At 62.6% G+C, this 20,316-nt stretch carries 22 protein-coding genes and 1 tRNA gene; 18 read left to right on the top strand and 5 right to left on the bottom strand.

Annotation, left to right across the window (positions count from 1 at the left end; translation table 11 throughout):
• Positions 1-34: 34 nt before the first annotated feature.
• From ACNJX9_RS17590 to ACNJX9_RS17545, 10 genes are all read left to right on the top strand, one after another.
• Entirely contained in the window at positions 35-868 is an 834-nt protein-coding gene (locus ACNJX9_RS17590; protein WP_439409728.1) for an ABC transporter ATP-binding protein, read from the top strand.
• On the top strand, positions 858-1,781 hold the full coding sequence (locus ACNJX9_RS17585; RefSeq protein ID WP_439409727.1) for an ABC transporter permease: 924 nt from the start codon (positions 858-860) through the stop codon (positions 1,779-1,781). The genes ACNJX9_RS17590 and ACNJX9_RS17585 overlap by 11 nt, the downstream gene beginning before the upstream one ends.
• On the top strand, positions 1,781-2,902 hold the full coding sequence (locus ACNJX9_RS17580; RefSeq protein WP_439409726.1) for an ABC transporter permease: 1,122 nt from the start codon (positions 1,781-1,783) through the stop codon (positions 2,900-2,902). Before ACNJX9_RS17585 ends, ACNJX9_RS17580 begins: the two co-directional genes overlap by 1 nt.
• A gap of 34 nt (positions 2,903-2,936) precedes the next feature.
• On the top strand, positions 2,937-3,926 hold the full coding sequence (locus tag ACNJX9_RS17575; protein WP_057745753.1) for an ABC transporter substrate-binding protein: 990 nt from the start codon (positions 2,937-2,939) through the stop codon (positions 3,924-3,926).
• A gap of 87 nt (positions 3,927-4,013) precedes the next feature.
• Entirely contained in the window at positions 4,014-4,988 is a 975-nt protein-coding gene (locus ACNJX9_RS17570; RefSeq protein ID WP_439409725.1) for an ABC transporter substrate-binding protein, read from the top strand.
• Positions 4,989-4,995: 7 nt separating this feature from the next.
• On the top strand, positions 4,996-5,808 hold the full coding sequence (locus ACNJX9_RS17565) for an ABC transporter ATP-binding protein (protein ID WP_057745759.1): 813 nt from the start codon (positions 4,996-4,998) through the stop codon (positions 5,806-5,808).
• Positions 5,805-6,560: an ABC transporter permease gene (locus ACNJX9_RS17560; RefSeq protein WP_439409724.1), complete on the top strand. Its 756-nt coding sequence runs from the start codon at positions 5,805-5,807 to the stop codon at positions 6,558-6,560. The genes ACNJX9_RS17565 and ACNJX9_RS17560 overlap by 4 nt, the downstream gene beginning before the upstream one ends.
• On the top strand, positions 6,560-6,826 hold the full coding sequence (locus ACNJX9_RS17555) for a hypothetical protein (protein WP_439409723.1): 267 nt from the start codon (positions 6,560-6,562) through the stop codon (positions 6,824-6,826). The genes ACNJX9_RS17560 and ACNJX9_RS17555 overlap by 1 nt, the downstream gene beginning before the upstream one ends.
• 506 nt (positions 6,827-7,332) lie before the next feature.
• Positions 7,333-7,593: a hypothetical protein gene (locus ACNJX9_RS17550; protein WP_057745766.1), complete on the top strand. Its 261-nt coding sequence runs from the start codon at positions 7,333-7,335 to the stop codon at positions 7,591-7,593.
• 1,196 nt (positions 7,594-8,789) lie between these two features.
• Positions 8,790-9,032, top strand: a complete 243-nt coding sequence (locus ACNJX9_RS17545; RefSeq protein WP_083514114.1) for a hypothetical protein — start codon at positions 8,790-8,792, stop codon at positions 9,030-9,032.
• Here the strand turns inward: ACNJX9_RS17545 and ACNJX9_RS17540 are convergent.
• Positions 8,990-9,199, bottom strand: a complete 210-nt coding sequence (locus ACNJX9_RS17540; RefSeq protein WP_083514115.1) for a hypothetical protein — start codon at positions 9,197-9,199, stop codon at positions 8,990-8,992. The two genes, ACNJX9_RS17545 and ACNJX9_RS17540, sit on opposite strands and share 43 nt — an antisense overlap.
• 290 nt (positions 9,200-9,489) lie before the next feature.
• Here ACNJX9_RS17540 and ACNJX9_RS17535 point away from each other — a divergent pair, with 290 nt between their 5' ends.
• Positions 9,490-9,675: a hypothetical protein gene (locus ACNJX9_RS17535; protein WP_439410274.1), complete on the top strand. Its 186-nt coding sequence runs from the start codon at positions 9,490-9,492 to the stop codon at positions 9,673-9,675.
• Between the two features lie 168 nt (positions 9,676-9,843).
• Here ACNJX9_RS17535 and ACNJX9_RS17530 read toward each other — a convergent pair whose 3' ends face one another.
• Positions 9,844-10,311 carry a hypothetical protein gene (locus ACNJX9_RS17530; RefSeq protein ID WP_439409722.1) on the bottom strand — a complete coding sequence of 156 codons (468 nt, stop codon included), beginning with the start codon at positions 10,309-10,311 and terminating at the stop codon, positions 9,844-9,846.
• A gap of 698 nt (positions 10,312-11,009) precedes the next feature.
• Here ACNJX9_RS17530 and ACNJX9_RS17525 point away from each other — a divergent pair.
• From ACNJX9_RS17525 to ACNJX9_RS17510, 4 genes are all read left to right on the top strand, one after another.
• Positions 11,010-11,249: a hypothetical protein gene (locus ACNJX9_RS17525; RefSeq protein WP_057745781.1), complete on the top strand. Its 240-nt coding sequence runs from the start codon at positions 11,010-11,012 to the stop codon at positions 11,247-11,249.
• A gap of 987 nt (positions 11,250-12,236) precedes the next feature.
• The gene (locus tag ACNJX9_RS17520) at positions 12,237-12,425 is read left to right on the top strand and encodes a hypothetical protein (protein WP_057745930.1); all 189 of its coding nucleotides are present in this window, start codon (positions 12,237-12,239) and stop codon (positions 12,423-12,425) included.
• 437 nt (positions 12,426-12,862) lie between these two features.
• Positions 12,863-13,093: a hypothetical protein gene (locus ACNJX9_RS17515; RefSeq protein WP_220002524.1), complete on the top strand. Its 231-nt coding sequence runs from the start codon at positions 12,863-12,865 to the stop codon at positions 13,091-13,093.
• A 56-nt stretch (positions 13,094-13,149) separates the two neighbouring features.
• Entirely contained in the window at positions 13,150-13,335 is a 186-nt protein-coding gene (locus ACNJX9_RS17510; protein ID WP_157083481.1) for a hypothetical protein, read from the top strand.
• Between the two features lie 20 nt (positions 13,336-13,355).
• Here the strand turns inward: ACNJX9_RS17510 and ACNJX9_RS17505 are convergent.
• A tRNA-Gly gene (locus ACNJX9_RS17505) sits at positions 13,356-13,429 on the bottom strand.
• A gap of 322 nt (positions 13,430-13,751) precedes the next feature.
• The gene (locus ACNJX9_RS17500) at positions 13,752-16,172 is read right to left on the bottom strand and encodes an ATP-binding protein (RefSeq protein ID WP_439409721.1); all 2,421 of its coding nucleotides are present in this window, start codon (positions 16,170-16,172) and stop codon (positions 13,752-13,754) included.
• 331 nt (positions 16,173-16,503) lie between these two features.
• Between ACNJX9_RS17500 and ACNJX9_RS17495 the strand changes: the two genes are divergently transcribed.
• Positions 16,504-17,217: a substrate-binding periplasmic protein gene (locus tag ACNJX9_RS17495; RefSeq protein WP_057745796.1), complete on the top strand. Its 714-nt coding sequence runs from the start codon at positions 16,504-16,506 to the stop codon at positions 17,215-17,217.
• 22 nt (positions 17,218-17,239) lie between these two features.
• Here ACNJX9_RS17495 and ACNJX9_RS17490 read toward each other — a convergent pair whose 3' ends face one another.
• Positions 17,240-17,425, bottom strand: coding sequence for a hypothetical protein (locus tag ACNJX9_RS17490; protein ID WP_439409720.1), 186 nt, complete (start codon positions 17,423-17,425; stop codon positions 17,240-17,242).
• A 205-nt stretch (positions 17,426-17,630) separates the two neighbouring features.
• On the opposite strand from ACNJX9_RS17490, the gene ACNJX9_RS17485 reads away from it, so the two are divergent.
• The gene (locus ACNJX9_RS17485) at positions 17,631-18,017 is read left to right on the top strand and encodes a YciI family protein (protein ID WP_057745801.1); all 387 of its coding nucleotides are present in this window, start codon (positions 17,631-17,633) and stop codon (positions 18,015-18,017) included.
• Positions 18,018-18,207: 190 nt separating this feature from the next.
• Positions 18,208-20,265: an ATP-dependent helicase gene (locus ACNJX9_RS17480; protein WP_439409719.1), complete on the top strand. Its 2,058-nt coding sequence runs from the start codon at positions 18,208-18,210 to the stop codon at positions 20,263-20,265.
• Positions 20,266-20,316 lie beyond the last annotated feature (51 nt).

Here is a 20,316-nt window from a genome sequence, read left to right as displayed (position 1 = left end):
ACAAACCGCTTTTGCGACAATATTTCGCATCGCCATGCCAAAGCCAAGTCTCTCCATATCAGACGAACCGATCGCGGCCCCCCGACCGGGGCGGCTCGTCGTCGACGCCCAAAACATCTCGCTGACCTTCGACACCGCCGACGGCCGGGTCGAGGCGCTCTCCAACGTCGATCTGCAAGTCGCCGAGGGCGAGTTCGTCTCCTTCATCGGGCCGTCCGGCTGCGGCAAGACCACGATGCTGCGGGTGATCGCCGATCTGCAGCAGCCTTCCTCCGGCACGCTCACGGTGAACGACATGAGCGCGGAAGCGGCGCGGCTTGCCCGCAGCTATGGCTATGTATTCCAGGCACCGGCGCTGTTCCCATGGCGAACCATCGAGAAGAACCTGAAGCTGCCGCTGGAGATCATGGGCTATTCCGAGATCGAGCAGCAGCAGCGCGTCCAGCGCTATTTGTCGATGGTCAACCTCACCGGCTTCGAGCGCAAATTTCCCTGGCAGCTTTCCGGCGGCATGCAGCAGCGGGTCTCGATCGCACGCGCCTTGTCGTTCGATCCGGCGCTGCTGCTGATGGACGAGCCGTTCGGCGCGCTCGACGAGATCGTGCGCGATCACCTCAACGAGCAGCTCCTCCAGCTCTGGAAATCGACCGGCAAGACCGTGCTGTTCGTGACCCATTCGATTCCCGAAGCCGTATTCCTGTCGACCAGGATCGTCGTGATGTCGCCGCGCCCGGGCCGCATCATCGATGTCATCGACTGCGATTTCCCGACCGACCGTTCCCTGGAAATCCGCGAGACGCCGGAATTTTTGAAGGTGGCGCAGCGCGTGCGCAATGGCCTGCGCGCGGGGCACTCCTATGACGAGTAGCGCGCTCGCCCTGCCCTCGCGTCCCGCGCGCGCGCTTCGGGATCATCCCCTGGTCACGCGTTACGCGCCTGTCGTCACAATGGTGCTGGCGCTTGTCGCGATCTGGTATGTCGCGGCCGTCGCCATGAACTGGTCGCTGGTCCGCGACGGCTTCGAGCGCGAAGAGACACCCTATACTATGAGCGACGTGCTCGCCGGCACCATGGATGCCGAGCGGCCCTTGTTGCCGGCCCCGCACCAGATCGCCGCCGCCTTCCTCGATTCCGTGTTCGGCTACCCGCCGCTGGCGCCGCGCAGCCTGGTCTACCATTCGCTGGTGACGCTATCGGCGACCTTGCTCGGCTTCCTGCTCGGCGCGCTGTTCGGGATCGTGCTGGCGCTGCTGATCCTGCACAGCCGCGTGCTGGAGCGCAGCCTGTTGCCCTGGATCATCTGCTCGCAGATGGTACCGGTGCTGGCGCTGGCGCCGATCTTCATCGTGGTGCTGGGGGCGCTCGGGCTGCACGGCCTGCTGCCGAAGTCGATCATCTCGGCCTATCTCTGCTTCTTTCCCATCACCATCGGGATGGTGAAGGGCTTTGCCTCACCCGATCCGCTCCAGCTCGAACTGATGCGGACATGGTCGGCGACACCGCGGCAGGTGCTGTGGAAGCTGCGCTGGCCGGCATCGGTGCCTTATCTGTTCGCGAGCCTCAAGGTCGCCGTGACGATTTCGCTGATCGGCGCCATCGTCGCGGAATTGCCGACCGGCGCGGAAGCCGGCATCGGCGCACGGCTGCTTTCCGGCTCCTATTACGGCCAGACCGTGCAATTGTGGTCGGCGCTGGTCGCCGCCGCCGTCCTCTCCTCCGCCTTGATCGCGCTGATCGGACTGATCGAACGCGCCGTCGGCCGGCGCATGGGGGTGCATTGATGGATCCGCGCAAGCTGAGGCTGGGATTCATCGCCGCGACCGCCGCGCTGGCGCTCGCCTTCGTGCTTCCGCTCGCGCGGCAATCACCGCCTTTGTCGGCTTATGCCGTCGTCCGGTCCATTGTCGGCGCAGCCGCCATCTTGTTCCTGCTGGCCGCCTGGCTGTCGGATCAGCGGGCGACCATTCCCGGTCTTGCCGGCGCGACGCTCGCCGCCACCGCGTCGCTGGTCCTGCTGGACGATGCGGCCGTGGCCGGGACCGCTCGTGCCGGCTTCTGGATGATCGTGATGGCGTGCTGGCTGTCGGCGGCACTGGGCGTCGTCAATCTCGCCGGGACGCATCAAGCTCGGGGCAGACGGCGGCGCGCGCTCGACCTGATGGTGCCGCTCCTGTTCGGTCTCACCGTGTTCTATCTCTGGGAGGTCGCGGTGCGCGGCTTCGGCGTGCCGGCCGTGCTGCTGCCGTCACCGAGCGCGGCGGCGACGAAATTCGCCCATTCGCTGCCGATCCTCGGCGCCGACTTCGTCCAGACCTTCATCCGCGGCGTGCTGGCAGGTTACGTCATCGGCTGCGGCGCCGGCCTTCTGGTTGCGATCCTGGCGCACCGCTACGCCTTCCTCGGCCGCGGGCTCTTGCCGCTCGGCAACTTCTTTTCGGCGCTTCCGCTCGTCGGCGTCGCGCCGATCATGGTGATGTGGTTCGGCTTCGACTGGCCGTCGAAAGCCGCCGTGGTCGTGCTGGTGACTTTCTTCCCGATGCTGGTCAACGCCATCGCCGGGCTGAATGCAGCCGGCCATATCGAGCGCGACCTGATGCGCTCCTACGGCGCCACCCATGCCCAGGCGCTGGCCAAGCTGCATCTGCCGGCCGCGCTGCCTTTTATCTTCAACGCGCTCAAGATCAACGCCACGCTTGCCCTGATTGGCGCGATCGTTGCAGAGTTTTTCGGAACTCCGACACAGGGTATCGGATTTCGCATCTCCACCGAGGCAGGCCGCATGGCCATCGACATGGTCTGGGCGGAGATCGCGTTGGCCGCCCTCGCGGGAATGGCTTTCTACGGCTTTGTCACGCTGGCCGAACGCGCGACAACGTTCTGGCATCCGTCCTATCGGACCTAGGTCGGCGAGGTCCACGTTGAATTTGGAGTCTTGCATGAAGCACGCATTGGCACTGGCCGCAGGTCTTTCGCTCGGCCTGACGCTTTCGAACGCACAAGCAGCCGAACCCGTCACCATCCAGCTCAAATGGGTCGCCCAGGCGCAGTTTGCCGGCTACTTCGTCGCCAGGGACAAGGGCTTCTACAAGGAAGCCGGCCTCGACGTCACCATCAAGCCGGGCGGCCCTGATGTGGCGCCCCCGCAGGTGATCGCCGGCGGCGGCGCCGACGTGACCGTCGACTGGATGCCGTCCGCGCTCGCCTCGCGCGAGAAGGGCGTGCCGCTCGTCAACATCTCGCAGACTTTCAAGAAGAGCGGCCTGGAGCTGACCTGCCGCGCCGACACCGGCATCAAGAAGCCGGCCGATCTCAAGGGCAAGACGCTCGGCGTCTGGTACGGCGGCAACGAATATCCGTTCCTGTCCTGGATGTCGAAGCTCGGCTTCAAGACCGACGGCTCGCCGGGCGGCGTCAAGGTGATCAAGCAGGGCTTCAACGTCGACCCGATCCTGCAGAAGCAGGCCGACTGCGTCTCGACCATGACCTACAACGAGTATTGGCAGGTGATCGACGGCGGCTACAAGCCGAGCCAGCTCGTCGTCTTCAAATACGAGGACGAAGGCGTCGCAACGCTGGAGGACGGCCTCTACGTGCTGGAGAAGAACCTGAAGGACCCCGCCTTCGTCGCCAAGATGGCGAAGTTCGTGAAGGCCTCGATGAAGGGCTGGGAATATGCCAAGGCGCATCCCGATGAGGCCGTGAAGATCATCCTCGCCGCCGACACGACCGGCGCCAAGACCGAGAAGGATCAGAAGCGGATGATGGGCGAGATCGCCAAGCTGCTTGGGGACGCCGACGGCAAGCTCGACGTCAAGGACTATGAGCGTACGGTGGCGACGCTGATGTCGGGCGGTTCCGATCCCGTCATCACCAAGAAGCCCGAAGGCGCCTACAGCTTCGCCGTCATCGAAGCGATGAAGAAGTGACCCAAGGGGAGGACGGCCGCAATGCGTCCCGTCCTCCCTTCATTTCGCCAACGCTCATCAAATCGAACCCTCCGGACGGACATCCCCATGAACTGGACGACGAAGACGCTCGCCGCAATCCTCCTGCTCGCGAGCATGGCCGGGCTTGCAGATCCCGCGCGAGCGCAGGACAAGGTTTCGGTCGGCGTCTTCCCGCTCAGCTCGTCCCTGCCCTATTTCGTCGCGCTCGAGCGTGGGTTCTTCAGGGAGCAGAACATCGAGCCGGAGATGACCAAGCTGATGGGCGGGCCGGCCAATGTCGCGGCGCTCATGACCAATCAGATCGAGGTGTCCGCCGTCCTCGTCACGATCGAGGGGCTGAACGCCAACGTCAAGAAGCCGGGCGTTGCGATGTACATCGCGCTCAACAGCCAGACCAGGACCTGGAAGATGGAGCAATTCGTCGTCCGCAACAGCTTTCCCGCGAACTCGATCGCCGATCTCAAGGGCGCCAAGCTGATGTCGGCGCCGGGACCTGCCAACCTGAACACCGCCAAGGCCATCCTTGCCAAGAACGGACTGAAGGACGGTGACTACACCATCGATCAGCTCGACATGGGCCAGCACGTCAATGCGATGACCTCGGGCAGCTTCGACGGCGGATACACGCTCGAGCCGAATGCATCCATGATGATCAAGGCCGGCGTCGCCCGCTCGCTCGAGGCCGGCGTGATCTCGAAATACATCCTGGGCAGCGAAAGCGCCAATGCCTACGCGGCCGGCTGCGCGGTGACCAGCGACTTCGTCCAGAAGCGGCCGGATGTCGCCAAGCGCTTCGCTGCGGCCTGGGCCAAGGCGATCGCATTCATCAACGCCAATCCGGACGAGGCCCGCAAGCATCTCGCCAAGAACACCTTCACGCCCGATAACGTCGTCGACATGGTGCCGATGCTCGGTTACGTGATGGCATCGGACATGAGCAAGGAGCAGATCGCCGATCTGCAAACGCTGGCGGATTTCGGCGCGTCGATCGGCGTCATCCCCGAAAAGGTCGACGCCACCAAGTTCCTGCAGAAGTTTTGAGCCCCGCGTGAGCAGCGCCGTCCCGAGCCGGCCGACCGGCACCCACGACGAGTCGCACAGGACCGCGCCTCACGTCACCATCCGCGGACTTTGCAAGGGTTACACGGACGCCGTCATCTACGACAATTTCGATTTCGACATTCCTCGCGGCAAGCTGATTTCGGTGTTCGGGCCGAACGGATGCGGCAAGAGCACGCTGATCAACATGATCGCCGGCCTGGTGCCGATGGACGCGGGCGAAGTGCTGTTCGACGGCCGGCCGGTCAGCAAGGTCAAGTTCGGCTATGTCTTCCAGAACTATCGCGAAGCGCTGTTCCCCTGGCTGCGCGCCTTCGACAACATCGCCTACCCGCTCAAGCTGATGGGCATTGCCAAGCGCGAGCGCGACCGGCGCGTCGAGCGCCTGGTCGCGCATCTCGGCGTCAAGGTCGATCTGTCGCTCTATCCCTATCATTTGTCCGGCGGCCAGCAGCAGCTGGTCTCGATCATGCGCGCGCTGATCGTCGAGCCGGAAATCCTGTTCCTGGACGAGCCGTTCTCCGCGCTCGACTATGAAATGACGCTGTTCATGCGCGAGCAGCTGCAGCGCGTGTTCATGGAGACGGCGACGACCATGGTGCTGGTGTCGCACGACCTCGAGGAGGCCGTCTATCTGTCCGACCATGTTCTGCTGCTGTCGCGGCATCCGGCCCGTGTTGTCGAATTCGTTCCGTTCGACGCCCCCCGGCCGCGCACCGATCGCACCATGTCCGACCCCGGCTTTGTCGCCACCAAGGCGCATTGCCTGAAACTATTCCAGCGCGAGGTGCATCGCGGATGAAACGCGCCAATGCCCTGCTGCCGCTCGTCGGCATCGCCATCCTGCTGGCGATCTGGTCGCTGGTCAGCTTCCTCAAGCTGGTCGATCCGGTGCTGTTGCCCTCGCCGCTTGCGACTTTCCGCACGCTCTGGGAGGGCATGCAGTCCGGCAAGCTCGGAGTCGACTTCGTCCGGACGGTGGTGCGGACCATCACCTCGACGGCGATTGCCGCCGTCATCGCCATCCCGCTCGGCATCGTGCTCGGCTCATCCGAAAAGGTCTACCGCTCGGTCGAATTCCTCATCGACTTCTTCCGTTCGACGCCGGCCTCGGCGATGTTCCCGCTGTTCCTGGTGCTGTTCGGCGTCGGCGATCGCACCAAGATCTCGGTGGCGGCGTTCGGCGCGGCCCTGGTGATCCTGTTCAACGTCGCCTATGGCGTCATGAATGCGCGCAAGACGCGGCTGCTGGCGGCCAAGGTGATGGGCGCGTCGCGTGCGCGCGTCCTGTTCGACGTCATGCTCAGGGAATCGCTGCCACAGACCTTCGTCGGATTGCGCAACGGCGTGTCGCTGGCGCTGGTCATCATCGTCGTCGCCGAGATGTTCATCGGCTCGACCGACGGCCTCGGCCAGCGCGTGTTCGAAGCCCAGCAGCTGTTCGACATGCCCGCGATGTATGCCGCCATCTTCGCCGCAGGCGCGCTGGGCTATTCTCTCAACCTCATCTTCCTCATCATCGAGCGCCGCTTCGTCCACTGGGCCGGACGCTGATGGCCCACGGAAAGCGTCGGAAAGACGCGTCGGAACGCGTCAAGCAGCCCAGTGGTCACGGTGAAATCTGGCCGCTCGCCAAGTCTCTCGCCATGTCTATTGCCATGTCTATTGCCGAGTCTCTGAAAAAGCTGGAGCGGGTGAAGGAATCGAACCCTCGTATTCAGCTTGGAAGGCTGTGGCTTATTCATGGGCGCGAGAGACTTAGCTGTAAAACCGCTGTTATCCGCATCAAGTCGTATCAATGGGTTAGCGGCGTGGTGTAAAACTTGCCGCTCTTTCGGCCCTAGCTCTGAGACAGGAAGCTTTCCGAGAAATTGGTGCTGCCCAGCGCCACCCTGCGCGGGTCACTTTCGCTTGTTCGAGCCGTCTGGTGTGAACTGCCTCACACATCGCCGGCATAGCCCTTGCTAAGTCAATGTTCGGAATTGCACTTCCCAACGTTTTTAGAGGGATTGCAAAAATGACTATGTCTAAGGTTGCTGTCGCAATTTTCGCTGCCTGTCTCGCCCTCGGGCTTCTTCTGACGTTTGCATCAGATTTCGGCGCCGATTTGGCTCTCACGGCCATGACGTTTTTTGGATAATCGGTTAGAGACCCGCCGACGTGGCAGCCGGCGGGTCGCGTCGTAGCTTACCGCCTCAACCGCCGGCGATGGGTCATGAGCCGCTGCCGGTCGCCGTACGGTGAGACTCAGCGCCGGTGCTTCATGGTCTCGGGCGCTCGCAACAAGAAATCGACCACGGCTTCGATCGGGGGAAAGGAGAGTGAAATGGCGAAAGACGTCCTTTTTGACGTGGTCCGCACGCTGATTGCCTTCTCAATGGTTCTAAGCAGCACCAGCGCTCAGGCGCAAAACTGCCGACAATATCCCCCCGGCCCCTTCCGCCTTCAGTGCGCCGAAGCAATCCATCCGCAGCTCGAAGCAAAGAGAGAAAGGTGCAAAGAGGAGGCCATGTCCATGGGCCTCAGCCGGAGCGCGCTGGATTCCGGCATGAAGGATTACGTGCATGCGTGCATGCAACGCCGATAGCCTCTCAAAACCCACCAAGCTAGACAGGAATCCAGTCTGCCCAGATGCCGTTGATAACCGTTAGGCGATGCGGCCCCCGCTGGAGCGCGGCCCGACGATGTTCGCGCGGATTGGGTTTATGCCATGCTGATGATCGTGGTGCTTCTGGTCATCTGGCAGATTCTCGCTCCGCTTTGAGGCCGCCGCCGAATCCGGGAATTTCTTACGTCCCCGACTGATCTCTTCCCTGCGCCCAAGCCGATCGATGCTTCGGACCCCTGAATGTTTGCTGTCGCGAGAGGAGAGAATAATGCGCGTTTTGTCGGTAGCGTTCTTCGCAGTGGCTTCGCTAGCTCAGGCTCACGCACAAGATCAAGAGAAGGTCAAAAGGCCTGTGTCGGCCTGCAACTATATTACCGGCGTGGGGGATACGTACACAGTGCCCGCTGGTGAGGCGCTTTGCTGGCGCGTGCCGCCCCCATCATACAAAGAATACACACTGCTCCAGTGCGACGGGCCGTCGTTCCAGGAGCTTCGCCGGGTGAAGCGAGGCGATCCTCGCTGCAGCAAATTCGAGGAACGACAATAGATCTCGGCTCGATGCTGGCGGCAATCAGCGTCGCCAACACACCCCTTCAAGGCAGAATAAACTACCCCGGCTGAGGCGGTTAAGAAAGAACTGCGCTCGTGCGTTTTAAAACTAGCGCCACAGCAGGGTAGTTGCGTTTGGATATGCCGTCCCAGCGCGAGCGGCCTCCGCCTCGTTCTATCCTTCGCCGCCGACTACTCGGCAGACAAGAGGCCACAGCGTGGCGGGCTATCCGCCACAGCCTAAGCAGGCCGTGGGGCTGTCCAGCCATCGCCGGGTGGCCTCGTCGGTCCAACCGGGGACGGCGAAGCCGGGAGTCGCCACGCCTTGACCGGGAGGGACGAGTTGACTGTGGGGAACGAACACTTGCGGGCGCGCGCGCAATGGTGGTGTTGAGCGTTGCACCGTGGCAGCATTCCCCGCAACACTCAAATTAAGCAATAGGCCCAGGACCAAAACCGACCGCATCATCGCTGTTTCCAATCGAGCGTTCCGAGCCAGACATGTGGTTCGGACGTCAATCATCCCCAAGTGCTGATGGTTTCACCATCGTTCAATTCAGTGGGATAACGCTGTGATGCCAGACTGTGCGACCGAGATCTCTGGCGACCAATCTGCAGAGGGACCAATGACCGTCTTCATATACGTCAACACCGCCAAGCAGGTCGGCGACAAGGACCACATCAAGGTTTTCGCTACTGTGAATGCCGCGGAAATGTGGTTCGAGCAGAACGATCCGGAAGGCGTCGCTTTCGAATACGACGTGATCGAAGAGATAGGCCCCCAACGTGAACCGGTGGGCCGAAGAGGCCGCCAACCGAGGCGGCCTTACTCTTGCGGCGGCTGTAATTCGCTGCGGATCAGGTTCTGAACATCGGCGCGTTCCATTGGATCTTCATCCGGAAACGGCTCCTGCGCCTTGCGGCCCAAGATTGTGTCCGGAGCGGGCTCGCTCAGAAGTTCGCGCGACTTCTGCGCGACCTGGCGCATATGCTCTGCCTGATCGGCGTCAATGGGAATGGGTCGAAAGACCGGCATGGCGGCGCTCCCTGTTATGCAGGCGGAGCGCTCTCGGTCTCTCAGCCACCGACGCCTACGGGCAGAGCCTCGGCCGGTGATGGTCGTAAACTACCACAGACCGCTTGGTTCAATATTGAACTTGGGAACCCTGCTGGGGCAAACATGACCCCAACGGCGGCAGGAAAAAACGACGGCCGCGGTGTGCGCTTCTGAGCCTTGCCAGCCCGCCGCCGGGCTGGCGGAGCGGCCCCGGCCTTACCCCCAGCCCCAGCCGGGGCCGTCTCTCCGCAGTCAGTTGGAGTACGCGTATGCGTGCCTCGCCCTCGACCGTGCCGCTCGATAGACTGGACCGCGACATCTATCTGGTGCTTGAGGACTTCGGGGCCCGCGCCGGTTGCGCATGGCGCGAGCGGCTCGCGCTGCTTATGGGCACCTCGTTGCGCGGGGGACGCACATTTATCACGCGGACGGGACGCAACGAGGATCAGTTCTAGCCGACTGAGGAAGAAAAGACCTTCGCCACGTAACCTTGGAAGCCTAATGCTCGCTGTCCGTAATCCGCCGGTCCGCGGCGAGCCGTCGTCGCGAGCCTGGGCGGGTTAGCCCTGCGGATTGCGCGAAGAGGAATCCGCGCGGCGTAACCCGCCCTACGCCTCTGCGCGCTATGCGCCTTCCGTCTCGGGCTCCAGCTCCGGCCTCGGAGACTCGCCGACGGAGACTTCTGCCATTCTGCGCTTGACCTGTTCGCATGTCTTGCGAACGTCTTCGGTGAACAACGCGCATTCTTCGATGCGCTTGAATATCTTCCGTCCTTCTTCACGATACCCGGCCGCCGTTTCGCGCATGAAGGCTATCGCATCATGGACCTGCGCCGTCAGCGCCTCGCATTTTTGTGCGGCGTCGATCAACTCGGTGCCCATAGCCTCGATCTCCTTTGCGGCGGACTCATAGTCGCGAATGACCGCCTCCGCGCTGAGCGCGCCAACGCGCGTCACCCCCGCGGTGTGCTCGACATAATCAGGCAGAGCAATGGAAGCGACAGAGCTTCCCGAGCGTATCGAACTAATGTCCGCCTCAAGTTGAACTAGATTGACACCTTCCCGTCTGTGCAATGGTTGAACACTTGCCATGATTGACCCTCCCAAATAAGCACCCAGAACCCCAAACGGGACTCAGTGTATAACGGGGATAATCGGCATTCTAATCCGATGTATCCTTGACGGCCTCAACTTTGCCATTTTTTCCCAGCGGGCAGCGCTGCACCCAGCGATAGTGAATACCACAGGCGCTCAACCTTCGGGTGGCGCTTCGCGAAGATGGCAGATTTCGCAAGGATTCGGCGGATTGCCAATCAATAACGGGTACGGTGGTCAATGTTGAGCATGCTTTTGGACGCGATCTACGGCGAGGTCATTTCAGCCTCGGTTACCGGCACGAAGGCCCAGGGACCGACCAGCAGCGCACCTTCGAGCACCCCCGTCACGAGCGCTGCTTGGTTGCCGGAATTGATCGAGGCGCCGGATAACGTCGCTGCGCTTCCTCCTGCAAGGCGCGGTTGCGGCTTCCTAACGCACCAGTTCAAACTACGCTGCACTGAGTGGCTGCGAAGGGCCGCAGTGAGCTCCTTCGATCCGTCCTAGATGCGCTACTTTGCGCGCGACCTTTCGACGTCGTGCTGATGCCGCCCAGGACTTCCGCCGCCGCGCGCTCGTCAAGGGTTAGTTAGGACGATCTTCGCGTCTTGATGGGAGCCGTTGGCCCGCATGTTGCCAGTTACGGCTCAGGACCGCGCGGCGATCGTCAGTCCGTGCCAAACCGGAGCAGACAGATGGAGACGTCATCCCGTTTCGAGACTCACACCGACAAGACCGCTCTCAAAATGAAAGTGTTGGTTGCCGACCTTCAAAGGCGGATCGAACTGCTGGAAACCGACATCGCCCATGAAGAAGCGCGGACCCGGGTCCATGACGTCGCTGAGCCGACATACTCTACCCTTGCCCGAAACCTGCGGAATCGGCGGGACAACCTTCTGGCGACGATCGCAATCCTGAAGCGCCAGTTGGACTAAAGGGAGCGGCGAGCTGTCTGACGCCGAATTACATCCCACGACGCGCAGTAGCTCGCGCGCGTTCCTGGCGCCTTAGGGTTCGATAATTCGGACACGTCGGCGCGGTTGACCGATTGCCATTCTCAGTTGTTGAGGGACCTTCCGAAGGTTCGGCCGCCGTCGGAGCAGGACAATTGTCGGTAAGGATAAGATCCCGACCTTGTGCAAGCGACGGTCACGTTGCCGGACGTAAAAGTGAATACCTTAATGTGCTGCTTGGGCGGCTTGGTCACAAAGCACTGAATCTGGCTGTTACTGACTTGCTTCAGCTGCGAATTGGCCTTCACGTAGTTCAAAAATCCGGGACAATCGTTGGCGAAAGCGCTCGTCGGAAGGATGATGAAGATTGAAAGAATGAGCTTCATAACTCCTCCTGTGTAGATCGAGACCTCGGCTCCGCAGACCGAAAGGAGCACTGCAATCCCTCCAACGCTGGGACGCTGTGAAGCAGTTCACAAATGAGTGCACATATCCGCGAGCGTGAACCGGCGGGCCGCGCCCCATCAAGGGCCGCTCAGTTCAGCCTCCACCGTTCCTTGTGCAGCCGGTAGTTCATCCCAGAGAACGGTGGGGGTGCCGGGGTGAGGCTCGCCAAGCGAAGCCGGCGGGTGAAGTAGTTTTGGCGCCAACCCTCAGACTTGTCCCTCGGCGCGCGTTGGAACGTTTCGGCTCGCGCCGAGTCCTAGAAGTGCAATCGGTCCGTTGTTGCTTGTGGATCGAACAATGGAAAAAGCTCTCGCCTGCGTCATTTCGGCAGTCATCGTAGGCTTCGGCGTCTGGATTTTAGTCGTTGGCGTCGGCTCCAGTTCGCCTGCCCTGTGGACTGTCGTTGGCCTGGTCCCCATCGCGATTGGGCTGATAAGCGCTTTCGGTCCTTCCTGACAGGGCTCGGGCTACTTCGGGAACGGAATGACACCGAGATGCTTCGAGTTGAGTCCAGAGGCAACTATGGATCTGACTGAGGTCGAGCGCGCTTTCCTGAAGCAATTGTCCGCTGAGCCGTGGATCAGCACTCCGCTGTTCGATCATGAGATCGTCGCTCGACTAGTGGAGCTTGGTCTCGTCGAGGCCAACCCGCTAGCTTCAGGTGAAGTCGAGTACAGCATTACTGCCGCGGGCCGGGCCTCCTTATCCTAGACCTAACAGACGCGCCGCCTCATTGCGCTGGGGAAATCCCGCGACTAGGTCAGCTTGTCTGTGTTGTTCGAATCGATCCGCCGTGCTCGCTCCCAGTAGCTCAAATTTGCGGGCCTCACGCGCGTGAGCCAGTTCGTCTCAATGCTTCTGCTTGCCGTCACCTTGACCCTAACTTTGTGCTTCGGGGTTGCAGCATGGCGCCTGTCGACCAGCAGAGACGCCGACATTACCTCCACGATTCCGCACCAGGAATACGGCTGGCGCGCCGCACCAAGGGACTGAACGCCCTAATGCTCGACCCTTGGTTGAGAGGAGCGAGACTACGGCAATTTCTTTGCCGTAACTCTGCGACTCGTCTGCGGGACCATTAGGGTTCATGCCGCCGACCTAATGACGTTAGGCTGCCCGAGCAAGCACAAAATATAAGGGAGGGCGCGATGTCCATCGACGACCGCCACCGTGACAAGAACGGTGAGATCAGCAAGAAGCACGGCAACACCCTCATTCGCACACTGCGCAAGATTTATGGCAACACCTTTGCCGCCGGCCACCCGGAGACAGCAAAGTTGGCTGAAGTGCTCCATCATCTCAATGAGACATCGCTAAGCCAGCTGGTTCACGACCAAAAAAACGGGCACCTCGAAAAGAAAATCAGAAAAGTAGAATAGCTCGCCTCCGTTCGGCTTTCGATGTCTCCGATCTTCAGGGGATGGTCATCCGAACCATGCGTGGCCTGCTTGATGTCGCCGGCATCCCAATTCGATCGATCGCCGAGATCATGGCTTGGGACGAAGAGAGCGTTGAAAAAATCATTCGGCGGTACGTCAACCGCACGGCCTTGACCAAGGCGCTGATTGAGCAAATGAACGAGGCCGGAACAAAAACTGTAAAACCGGCTGTAAAACTATAGGCCATAATCCGGCTAAGCGTTGGAGCGGGTGAAGGGAATCGAACCCTCGTATTCAGCTTGGAAGGCTGCTGCTCTACCATTGAGCTACACCCGCGTAAGTCGCTCCCTAACACGGCCGGGCGGCGGTCTCAACTGCCGCGGGGGCGCTTTCGACGGCTTTCCGCCCGTGCGCACAGGGGCCGGTTCCGCACCGCCGCCCCTTAACAGGTACAGCCGTCCACCCTATATTGAGGGCTCCCGCAATCAACGAAAGGAGGTGATCCAGTGTCTTTTTCCAAGCGCTGTCACCTCGCTGGGATCGCCCGCTAGGCTCTAGCTAGGGCTTGGCATCGGGGCGCTCTCAGCCCTGGACCAGCGAGCAAGAAATCGGGCGCGACGGGGATTTCCCCGCCGCGCCTTTTCTTTTGTCGGGCCATTTACGCGGACCTCGCGCCCTTCTCAGAGCGCTCGCCCCCGAGCACCTCCCGGATCTTCCGCGACAGGTCGGCCTTTCGATAGGGCTTGCGCAGCAGCGCCACGCCGGGATCGAGCTGCCCCCCGTGGACGATCGCGTTGTCGGTATAGCCGGAGGTGTAGAGCACCCGCACGTCCGGCAGGCGGAGTTGGATGGCATCTGCCAATTCCCGCCCGTTCATGCCGCCGGGCATGATGATATCCGTAAACAGAAGATCGAAACTCGCGCCCCGGTCGACCAACGCCAGCGCGGTTGCGCCATCGTTGGCCGTCAGCGTGCGATAGCCGAGGCTGCCGAGCTGGGCGATGACGTAGCCTTGCACCAGCGGATCATCCTCGACCACGAGAATGGTCTCGTGTCCACGCGTCGGCGCCGGCATCGTCGCCGGCCCCGTCCTCGCCGTCGCATCGCCTGCCGATCGCGGCAGGAACAGCCTGATCACCGTGCCGCGTCCCTCCTCGCTCTCGATCGTGACGGTGCCACCGGTCTGCTTGGCGAAGCCGTAGACCATGCTCAGCCCAAGTCCGGTGCCGCGACCGACGCCCTTGGTGGTGAAGAACGGCTCGAACACGCGCTCGCGAATCTCGGCAGGAATGCCGTGCCCGGTGTCGGCCACCGCGATCATGACGTAAGCGCCGGCTTCGCCGTCATCATTGTCGGTGCCGTTGAATTCCCGGTTTGCGGTCTCGAGCGTGAGCCTGCCGCCATCCGGCATTGCATCGCGCGCGTTGACGGCGAGATTGACGATCGCCGACGAAAGCTGCGACGGATCGGCCATGGCCGGCCACGCATCGTCGTCGAGACGCATCACGATCTCGACATGCTCGCCGAGGGTCGGCCGCAGCAGCTTCGCCGTCTCGGCGACGAGAGCGTTGATATCGATCTCTCGCGGCTCCAGCGGCTGGCGCCGCGCGAAGGTCAGGAGCTGCGAGGTGATCTCGGCACCGCGCGCGGCCGCGTCGTCGATGAGCTGGGCGACCGCGGCGAGCTCGGGCTTGTCCGCCAGCCCTTCCTGGATGATCTCGATGGTCCCGGTGATGACCGTCAGCACGTTGTTGAAGTCGTGCGCGACGCCACCCGTGAGCTGACCGATCGCATCCATCTTCTGGGACTGGCGAAGCCGCTCCTCGGCCTCGCGCTGTGCGGTGAGATCGGTGGCCGAGCCGCGATAGCCCATGAAACGTCCGTCGTCGCCGAACACAGGCTGGCCGTTGACGCTGAAATAGCGCGGACGCCCGGCCGCATCGCGGCCGCGATATTCGAACTTCCGGAACGGCTCGTGACGATCCAGCGTCGCCATGTGGTCGCGCCATTTCTCCAATTCGGCGTTCTGCTCGAAGGCGGCATCCGGACGTCGCTTGCCGATCACGGCCTGGCGGTCCATCCCGAAAGCACCGGCCCGGTCCGAGATGTAGGTGAAGACGTGATCCGGTCCGGTTTCCCAGAACCAGTCGGAGGCGGTCTCGGCATAGTCGCGAAAGCGCTGCTCGCTCGCGCGCGCATCCTCTTCGGCGCGCTGGCGGATCTTCAGGTCACGATCGAGGATAGCATTGGCCTCGCGCAGCTCGTCATAGGCATGCCCGAGGTTGGCGCACATGGCATTGAATGCGTCGACCACCTTGTCCAGCTCGTCGGGGTCGGAAGGCGGCCGGCGCTCCAGATGCAATGGCGGAGGCGGCCGCGCCAGATTGTATTTGCTGACGGACTCGGCGATGGCGACCAGGTGCCGCGTCACCAGAAGGTGGAACATATAGATGATGAACAGCGAGACAAGGAACGTCTTTGCCGCCTGACTTGCCAGGATGACGAGGGCCCGGTTCAGCAATTGCTGATAGACGTCACTGAGCGTCGCCTCGACATGGAGCACGCCGATCGGGCGCGCGGTCCCTTGAACCATGTAAGTCAGAGGATAGTCGCGCGTGACGACCGAGCGGCGACCTCGTTCGCCGACGGCGACACTGATAGGATTGGGCCGATCGGCGATCTCGCGGACCTCGGCGGCGCGCAGACCAGGCAGCCGCAGGATTCCTTCGAGCTGAAGCTTGAGCTGGTTCTGGTCGAGACTCCACAGACTCTCGCCGAGGCTGCCGGTGGTGCTGCGACCGATCTCCCCGAGCCTTGTCTCGATCATGCCGACTTCGCGATCGTAGTCCAGATAGAGCTGGAGCGCAGTCAGGGTCAGCGTCACGAGCGATGAGAACAGCAGCACGGCCGCAAGCAGGCGTGGCCCGATACCGCTGCGCGACCAGTTGAATGCCCGCGACGACAAGGTCGCGAGCATCGGGGACGCGAATGCAGCTCCGATGCCGCTCAAATCCTGCTTCGCCGCCGCCGGCGCGACAGCGCGGCTGCGATCCGGACTCTCTTTACCTGCGTTGCCCATGCACCCCGTCCCGGAAAATGGCGGCACTCCTCTTCGGCCTGCCGATCGCAGCCGCACGCGATTTTACGATTTTGATCTCCCTCAGCACGCGGTGCGCGCAGCAATCCTGTCGGCCCTTGGGCGATCTGAGGTCGGCGGGGTCATATCTTGCGCCCAGCAGCAGGATGCCAGCGCAAACTACCACTTCGCGTGCTAGAATGTCATCGGTGATATCCCGGATTCGCGCCCATGGCGGGCGAGCGGTGAGCGTTCTGGCTTCGCGCAACCGCCATCTCCGGTAGATCACGCTCGTATCGGAACTCAAGGGTAGCAAAACGGCCGAGGCGCGCTCATGTGGCGGATCATCTTCGTCTGCCTGTCGCTGTTTGCAGCCGGCTCGGCCCAGGCGCAGTCGGTAATCCGGCTGGCCCGGATCGCCGACATCCCGGATCAATATGTCGGCGGCGAAATGCTTCGCTCCGTCTACGCCAAGCTGAACATCAAGCTCGAATTTGTCGACGTCCCCGGCAAGCGGGCGCTCGCGCTGTCGAGTGCCGGCGAGGTCGACGGCGAAATCCAGCGCATCGGAACGCTGTCGCGCGACTATCCGACGCTGCTGCAGGTGACGCCCGCGATCAACTACATCGAGCCGTCCGTGTTCACGACCAAACTCCATTTCGTCGTGGACGGCTGGAATTCGATCCGGGACTACCGCATCGGCATCGTCCGCGGCGTCGGCTCGTCGGAAGCCGGCACGCGCGGCATGGACCGTGTCACGGCAACAGCTGGCCTCGAGAATATGATCGCGATGCTCGATGCCGATCGTTTCGACGTGGTGGTCACCGACCTCTTCAGCGGGCTGGCCGCGGTCCGCAAGCTCAATCTGCAAGCAAGAATCTATCCACTCTCGCCGCCGCTCGAGCGTATCAGCATCTTCCATTACCTGCACGAACGCCACCGCGACCTCGTGCCGAAGGTTGGACAGGTGATTGCGCAGATGGAGGCGAGCGGCGAGTTGGCGGCGCTGCGCGAAGCCCTCGTCAAGCAGGTGCTGAGCGCGCCCTGACGATGCCGGCTGAAAGCGCGATTCAGAAGCCGAAGATGGCGAGCACGGACGGGCGTTTGCCGCGGCGGCTCTCGACGATGCGCTCGCCGCCATTCTCGACCGAGCTTCCGTAATAGCGGTGATGGCCTGCCTGGTCGTGCAGATCAGCCGGCTCCAACTTCCCCGCCCGCCGCGCGTCGCAGATGATCTTGATGGTCTGACCCGACATTGCCGCCTCCGATAGCCCTTTGATTGCTCTTGGTGGCCATCAGTCGCCCCGCCTTTGGCCGGCGTTCACGCCACCGGCCGGCAATCGGGTTTCAGAATGGTTTCGTCAGCATCGCCGCGACGCAATATTGGCGCACCGCTATTGCCGGCATCGGCGGCGGTGCTACATCCTTCCGGCGGCGCCCCCAAGAACGAGCGAGGTAACAATGCTTTACGCGATCCTGGCCTATCACGTGGAAGATGAGATGTTGTCCTGGACGCCGCAGCAGGACGCCGCCGTCGTGGCCAAGGTCATCGAGGTTCAGGCGCCCCTGCGGGCCAGCGGACATCTCGGGCCGGCCGCTCGTCTCGATGACACCAAAAAGGCCCGCACCTTGCGCGGCCCCGGTGCCGGCATCGTGCTGGACGGCCCGTTTGCCGAGACCAAGGAGCAGCTTCTGGGCTTCCACCTCGTCAACTACGACACGGATGAAGAGGCGATCGCGGCTGCACGGAAGCTGCGTGAGGTCAATCCGAGCGCGGTTTACGAGATCCGGCCCGTCAAGCTTTACGTGCCGGCCGATGGGTTCGGCGCGACAGCAACTGGGGGATGATGGACAGAAGCGCCATCACGACTTGCCGGACGTCGGCGTATCCATGCGGGGCCGGGATTCGGCCATGTCTGCAATCCCTCGGATTGGAACTTGAGCTGCCCTCTCCCCTAAATCCTCGCGCCACTCGCGTCCAGCCGCATTGCGATTCGCGCGGGGATCGTTGATTCTGACCGCTTCATCGGGGCGATTCGTGACGTCATATCTGGACACCCTCAATGCGGAGCAGCGCCGCGCCGTGGAGCATGGCGTGGCCGACGGCACGACCGTGGGCGCGCCGCTGCTCGTCATTGCCGGCGCCGGTTCCGGCAAGACCAATACGCTGGCCCACCGCGTCGCGCATCTGATCGTCGCCGGCGCCGATCCGCGCCGCATCCTGCTGATGACGTTCTCCCGCCGCGCCGCCGCCGAGATGGCCGGCCGCGTCGAGCGCATCGCGCGCAAGGTGCTGGGTGAGAACAATGCCGCGATCATGCGCGATGCGCTGACCTGGGCCGGCACCTTCCACGGCATCGGCGCGCGTCTCCTACGCGAATATGCCGAGCGCATCGGCGTCGATCCCGCCTTCACCATCCACGACCGCGAGGATTCCGCCGACCTGATGAATCTGGTCCGGCACGAGCGCGGGCTGTCGAAGACCGAGAGCCGCTTTCCAGCCAAGGGCACCTGCCTGTCGATCTACTCGCACTGCGTCAATGCCGAGATGGAGATCGAGAAGGTGCTCGGTCAGCACTATCCCTGGTGCACGGGCTGGGCGGCCGAGCTGAAGGGGCTGTTTGCGGCTTACGTCGAGGCCAAGCAGGCCCAGCACGTGCTCGATTACGACGACCTCCTGCTCTACTGGTCGCAGATGATGAGCGATGCGCTCATTGCAGAAGAGATCGGCGGCCGCTTCGATCATGTGCTGGTCGACGAATATCAGGACACCAATCGCCTGCAGTCCTCGATCCTTTTGGCCCTGAAGCCTGATGGACGCGGGCTCACCGTCGTCGGCGACGATGCGCAGTCGATCTATTCATTCCGCGCCGCCACCGTGCGCAATATCCTGGATTTTCCGCAGAGCTTCTCGCCGCGCGCCGAGACGATCACGCTCGACCGCAATTACCGCTCGACGCAAGCGGTGCTGGCGGCGGCCAACGGCGTCATCGGCCTTGCCCGCGAGCGCTTCACCAAGAACCTCTGGACCGATCGCACCTCCACCCAAAGACCGCAGCTCGTCACCGTGCATGACGAGACTGACCAGGCCCGCTACATCGTCGAGCAGGTGCTGGCCAATCGCGAGCAAGGCGCGCTGCTCAAGCACCAGGCGGTGCTGTTTCGCACCTCCTCGCATTCGGGTCCGCTGGAGATCGAGCTGACCCGCCGCAACATTCCGTTTGTGAAGTTCGGCGGGCTGAAATTCCTCGACGCCGCGCATGTCAAGGACGTGCTGGCCTTGCTGCGCTTTGCCGAGAACCCGCGCGATCGCGTCGCGGGTTTCCGCATCCTGCATCTATTGCCTGGAATCGGCCCCGCTACCGCGCAGCGCGTGCTCGACCAGATGGCAGAGAGTATGGACCCGCTGCACGCGCTCGCCCATCTCCCGGTGCCGGCGCGCACCGGCGATGACTGGACCAGCTTCGTCCGCACGGTCGAGAATTTGCGCTACTCGGAATGGCCTGTGGATCTCGAGCGCGTGCGTCTCTGGTACGAGCCGCATCTCGATCGCATCCATGAGGATTCCGAGACGCGCCGCGCCGATCTGATGCAGCTCGAGCAGATCGCGAGCGGCTATTCCTCGCGCGAGAAATTTCTGACCGAGCTCACGCTCGATCCGCCGGATGCGACCAGCGACAAATCCGGGCCGCCCCTGCGCGACGAGGATTATCTGATCCTCTCCACGATCCACTCGGCCAAGGGCCAGGAGTGGAAGTCCGTGTTCGTGCTCAACGTCGTCGACGGCTGCATGCCCTCCGATCTCGGCGCCGGCACCTCGGCCGAGCTGGAGGAGGAGCGCCGCCTGCTCTATGTCGCGATGACGCGCGCCAAGGACGATCTACATCTCGTCGTGCCGCAGCGCTTCTTCGTGCACGGCCAGGCCGCCAAGGGCGACCGCCACGTCTATGCCTCGCGCACCCGCTTCATCCCGGAGCAGCTGGTCTATCTGTTCGAGCGCGCGGCCTGGCCGAAGGCCGCCGCGGCTGGCCCGCGCGCTACATCGCAAGGACCGAAGATCGACATCGGCGCGCGGATGCGGGGGATGTGGCGGTAAGCCAACCAAACGGAAACCGAGCATTTCCGAAAGCGCGCTTGTGGTTCGACG

The organism is Bradyrhizobium sp. BLXBL-03, from assembly GCF_051853015.1.
GTDB classification, from domain to species: Bacteria; Pseudomonadota; Alphaproteobacteria; order Rhizobiales; family Xanthobacteraceae; genus Bradyrhizobium; species Bradyrhizobium manausense.
Note: the sequence above shows the minus strand (reverse complement) of the source record. Positions and strands in the feature narration are given on the sequence as shown.

Bases quoted from the DNA above. Each gene is read 5' to 3' on its own strand.
- ACNJX9_RS17590 (WP_439409728.1), top strand. From the start codon at position 35: ATGCCAAAGCCAAGTCTCTCCATATCAGACGAACCGATCGCGGCCCCC.
- ACNJX9_RS17585 (WP_439409727.1), top strand. From the start codon at position 858: ATGACGAGTAGCGCGCTCGCCCTGCCCTCGCGTCCCGCGCGCGCGCTT.
- ACNJX9_RS17580 (WP_439409726.1), top strand. From the start codon at position 1,781: ATGGATCCGCGCAAGCTGAGGCTGGGATTCATCGCCGCGACCGCCGCG.
- ACNJX9_RS17575 (WP_057745753.1), top strand. From the start codon at position 2,937: ATGAAGCACGCATTGGCACTGGCCGCAGGTCTTTCGCTCGGCCTGACG.
- ACNJX9_RS17570 (WP_439409725.1), top strand. From the start codon at position 4,014: ATGAACTGGACGACGAAGACGCTCGCCGCAATCCTCCTGCTCGCGAGC.
- ACNJX9_RS17560 (WP_439409724.1), top strand. From the start codon at position 5,805: ATGAAACGCGCCAATGCCCTGCTGCCGCTCGTCGGCATCGCCATCCTG.
- ACNJX9_RS17555 (WP_439409723.1), top strand. From the start codon at position 6,560: ATGGCCCACGGAAAGCGTCGGAAAGACGCGTCGGAACGCGTCAAGCAG.
- ACNJX9_RS17550 (WP_057745766.1), top strand. From the start codon at position 7,333: ATGGCGAAAGACGTCCTTTTTGACGTGGTCCGCACGCTGATTGCCTTC.
- ACNJX9_RS17545 (WP_083514114.1), top strand. From the start codon at position 8,790: ATGACCGTCTTCATATACGTCAACACCGCCAAGCAGGTCGGCGACAAG.
- ACNJX9_RS17540 (WP_083514115.1), bottom strand. From the start codon at position 9,199: ATGCCGGTCTTTCGACCCATTCCCATTGACGCCGATCAGGCAGAGCAT.
- ACNJX9_RS17535 (WP_439410274.1), top strand. From the start codon at position 9,490: ATGCGTGCCTCGCCCTCGACCGTGCCGCTCGATAGACTGGACCGCGAC.
- ACNJX9_RS17530 (WP_439409722.1), bottom strand. From the start codon at position 10,311: ATGGCAAGTGTTCAACCATTGCACAGACGGGAAGGTGTCAATCTAGTT.
- ACNJX9_RS17525 (WP_057745781.1), top strand. From the start codon at position 11,010: ATGGAGACGTCATCCCGTTTCGAGACTCACACCGACAAGACCGCTCTC.
- ACNJX9_RS17520 (WP_057745930.1), top strand. From the start codon at position 12,237: ATGGATCTGACTGAGGTCGAGCGCGCTTTCCTGAAGCAATTGTCCGCT.
- ACNJX9_RS17515 (WP_220002524.1), top strand. From the start codon at position 12,863: ATGTCCATCGACGACCGCCACCGTGACAAGAACGGTGAGATCAGCAAG.
- ACNJX9_RS17510 (WP_157083481.1), top strand. From the start codon at position 13,150: ATGCGTGGCCTGCTTGATGTCGCCGGCATCCCAATTCGATCGATCGCC.
- ACNJX9_RS17500 (WP_439409721.1), bottom strand. From the start codon at position 16,172: ATGGGCAACGCAGGTAAAGAGAGTCCGGATCGCAGCCGCGCTGTCGCG.
- ACNJX9_RS17495 (WP_057745796.1), top strand. From the start codon at position 16,504: ATGTGGCGGATCATCTTCGTCTGCCTGTCGCTGTTTGCAGCCGGCTCG.
- ACNJX9_RS17490 (WP_439409720.1), bottom strand. From the start codon at position 17,425: ATGTCGGGTCAGACCATCAAGATCATCTGCGACGCGCGGCGGGCGGGG.
- ACNJX9_RS17485 (WP_057745801.1), top strand. From the start codon at position 17,631: ATGCTTTACGCGATCCTGGCCTATCACGTGGAAGATGAGATGTTGTCC.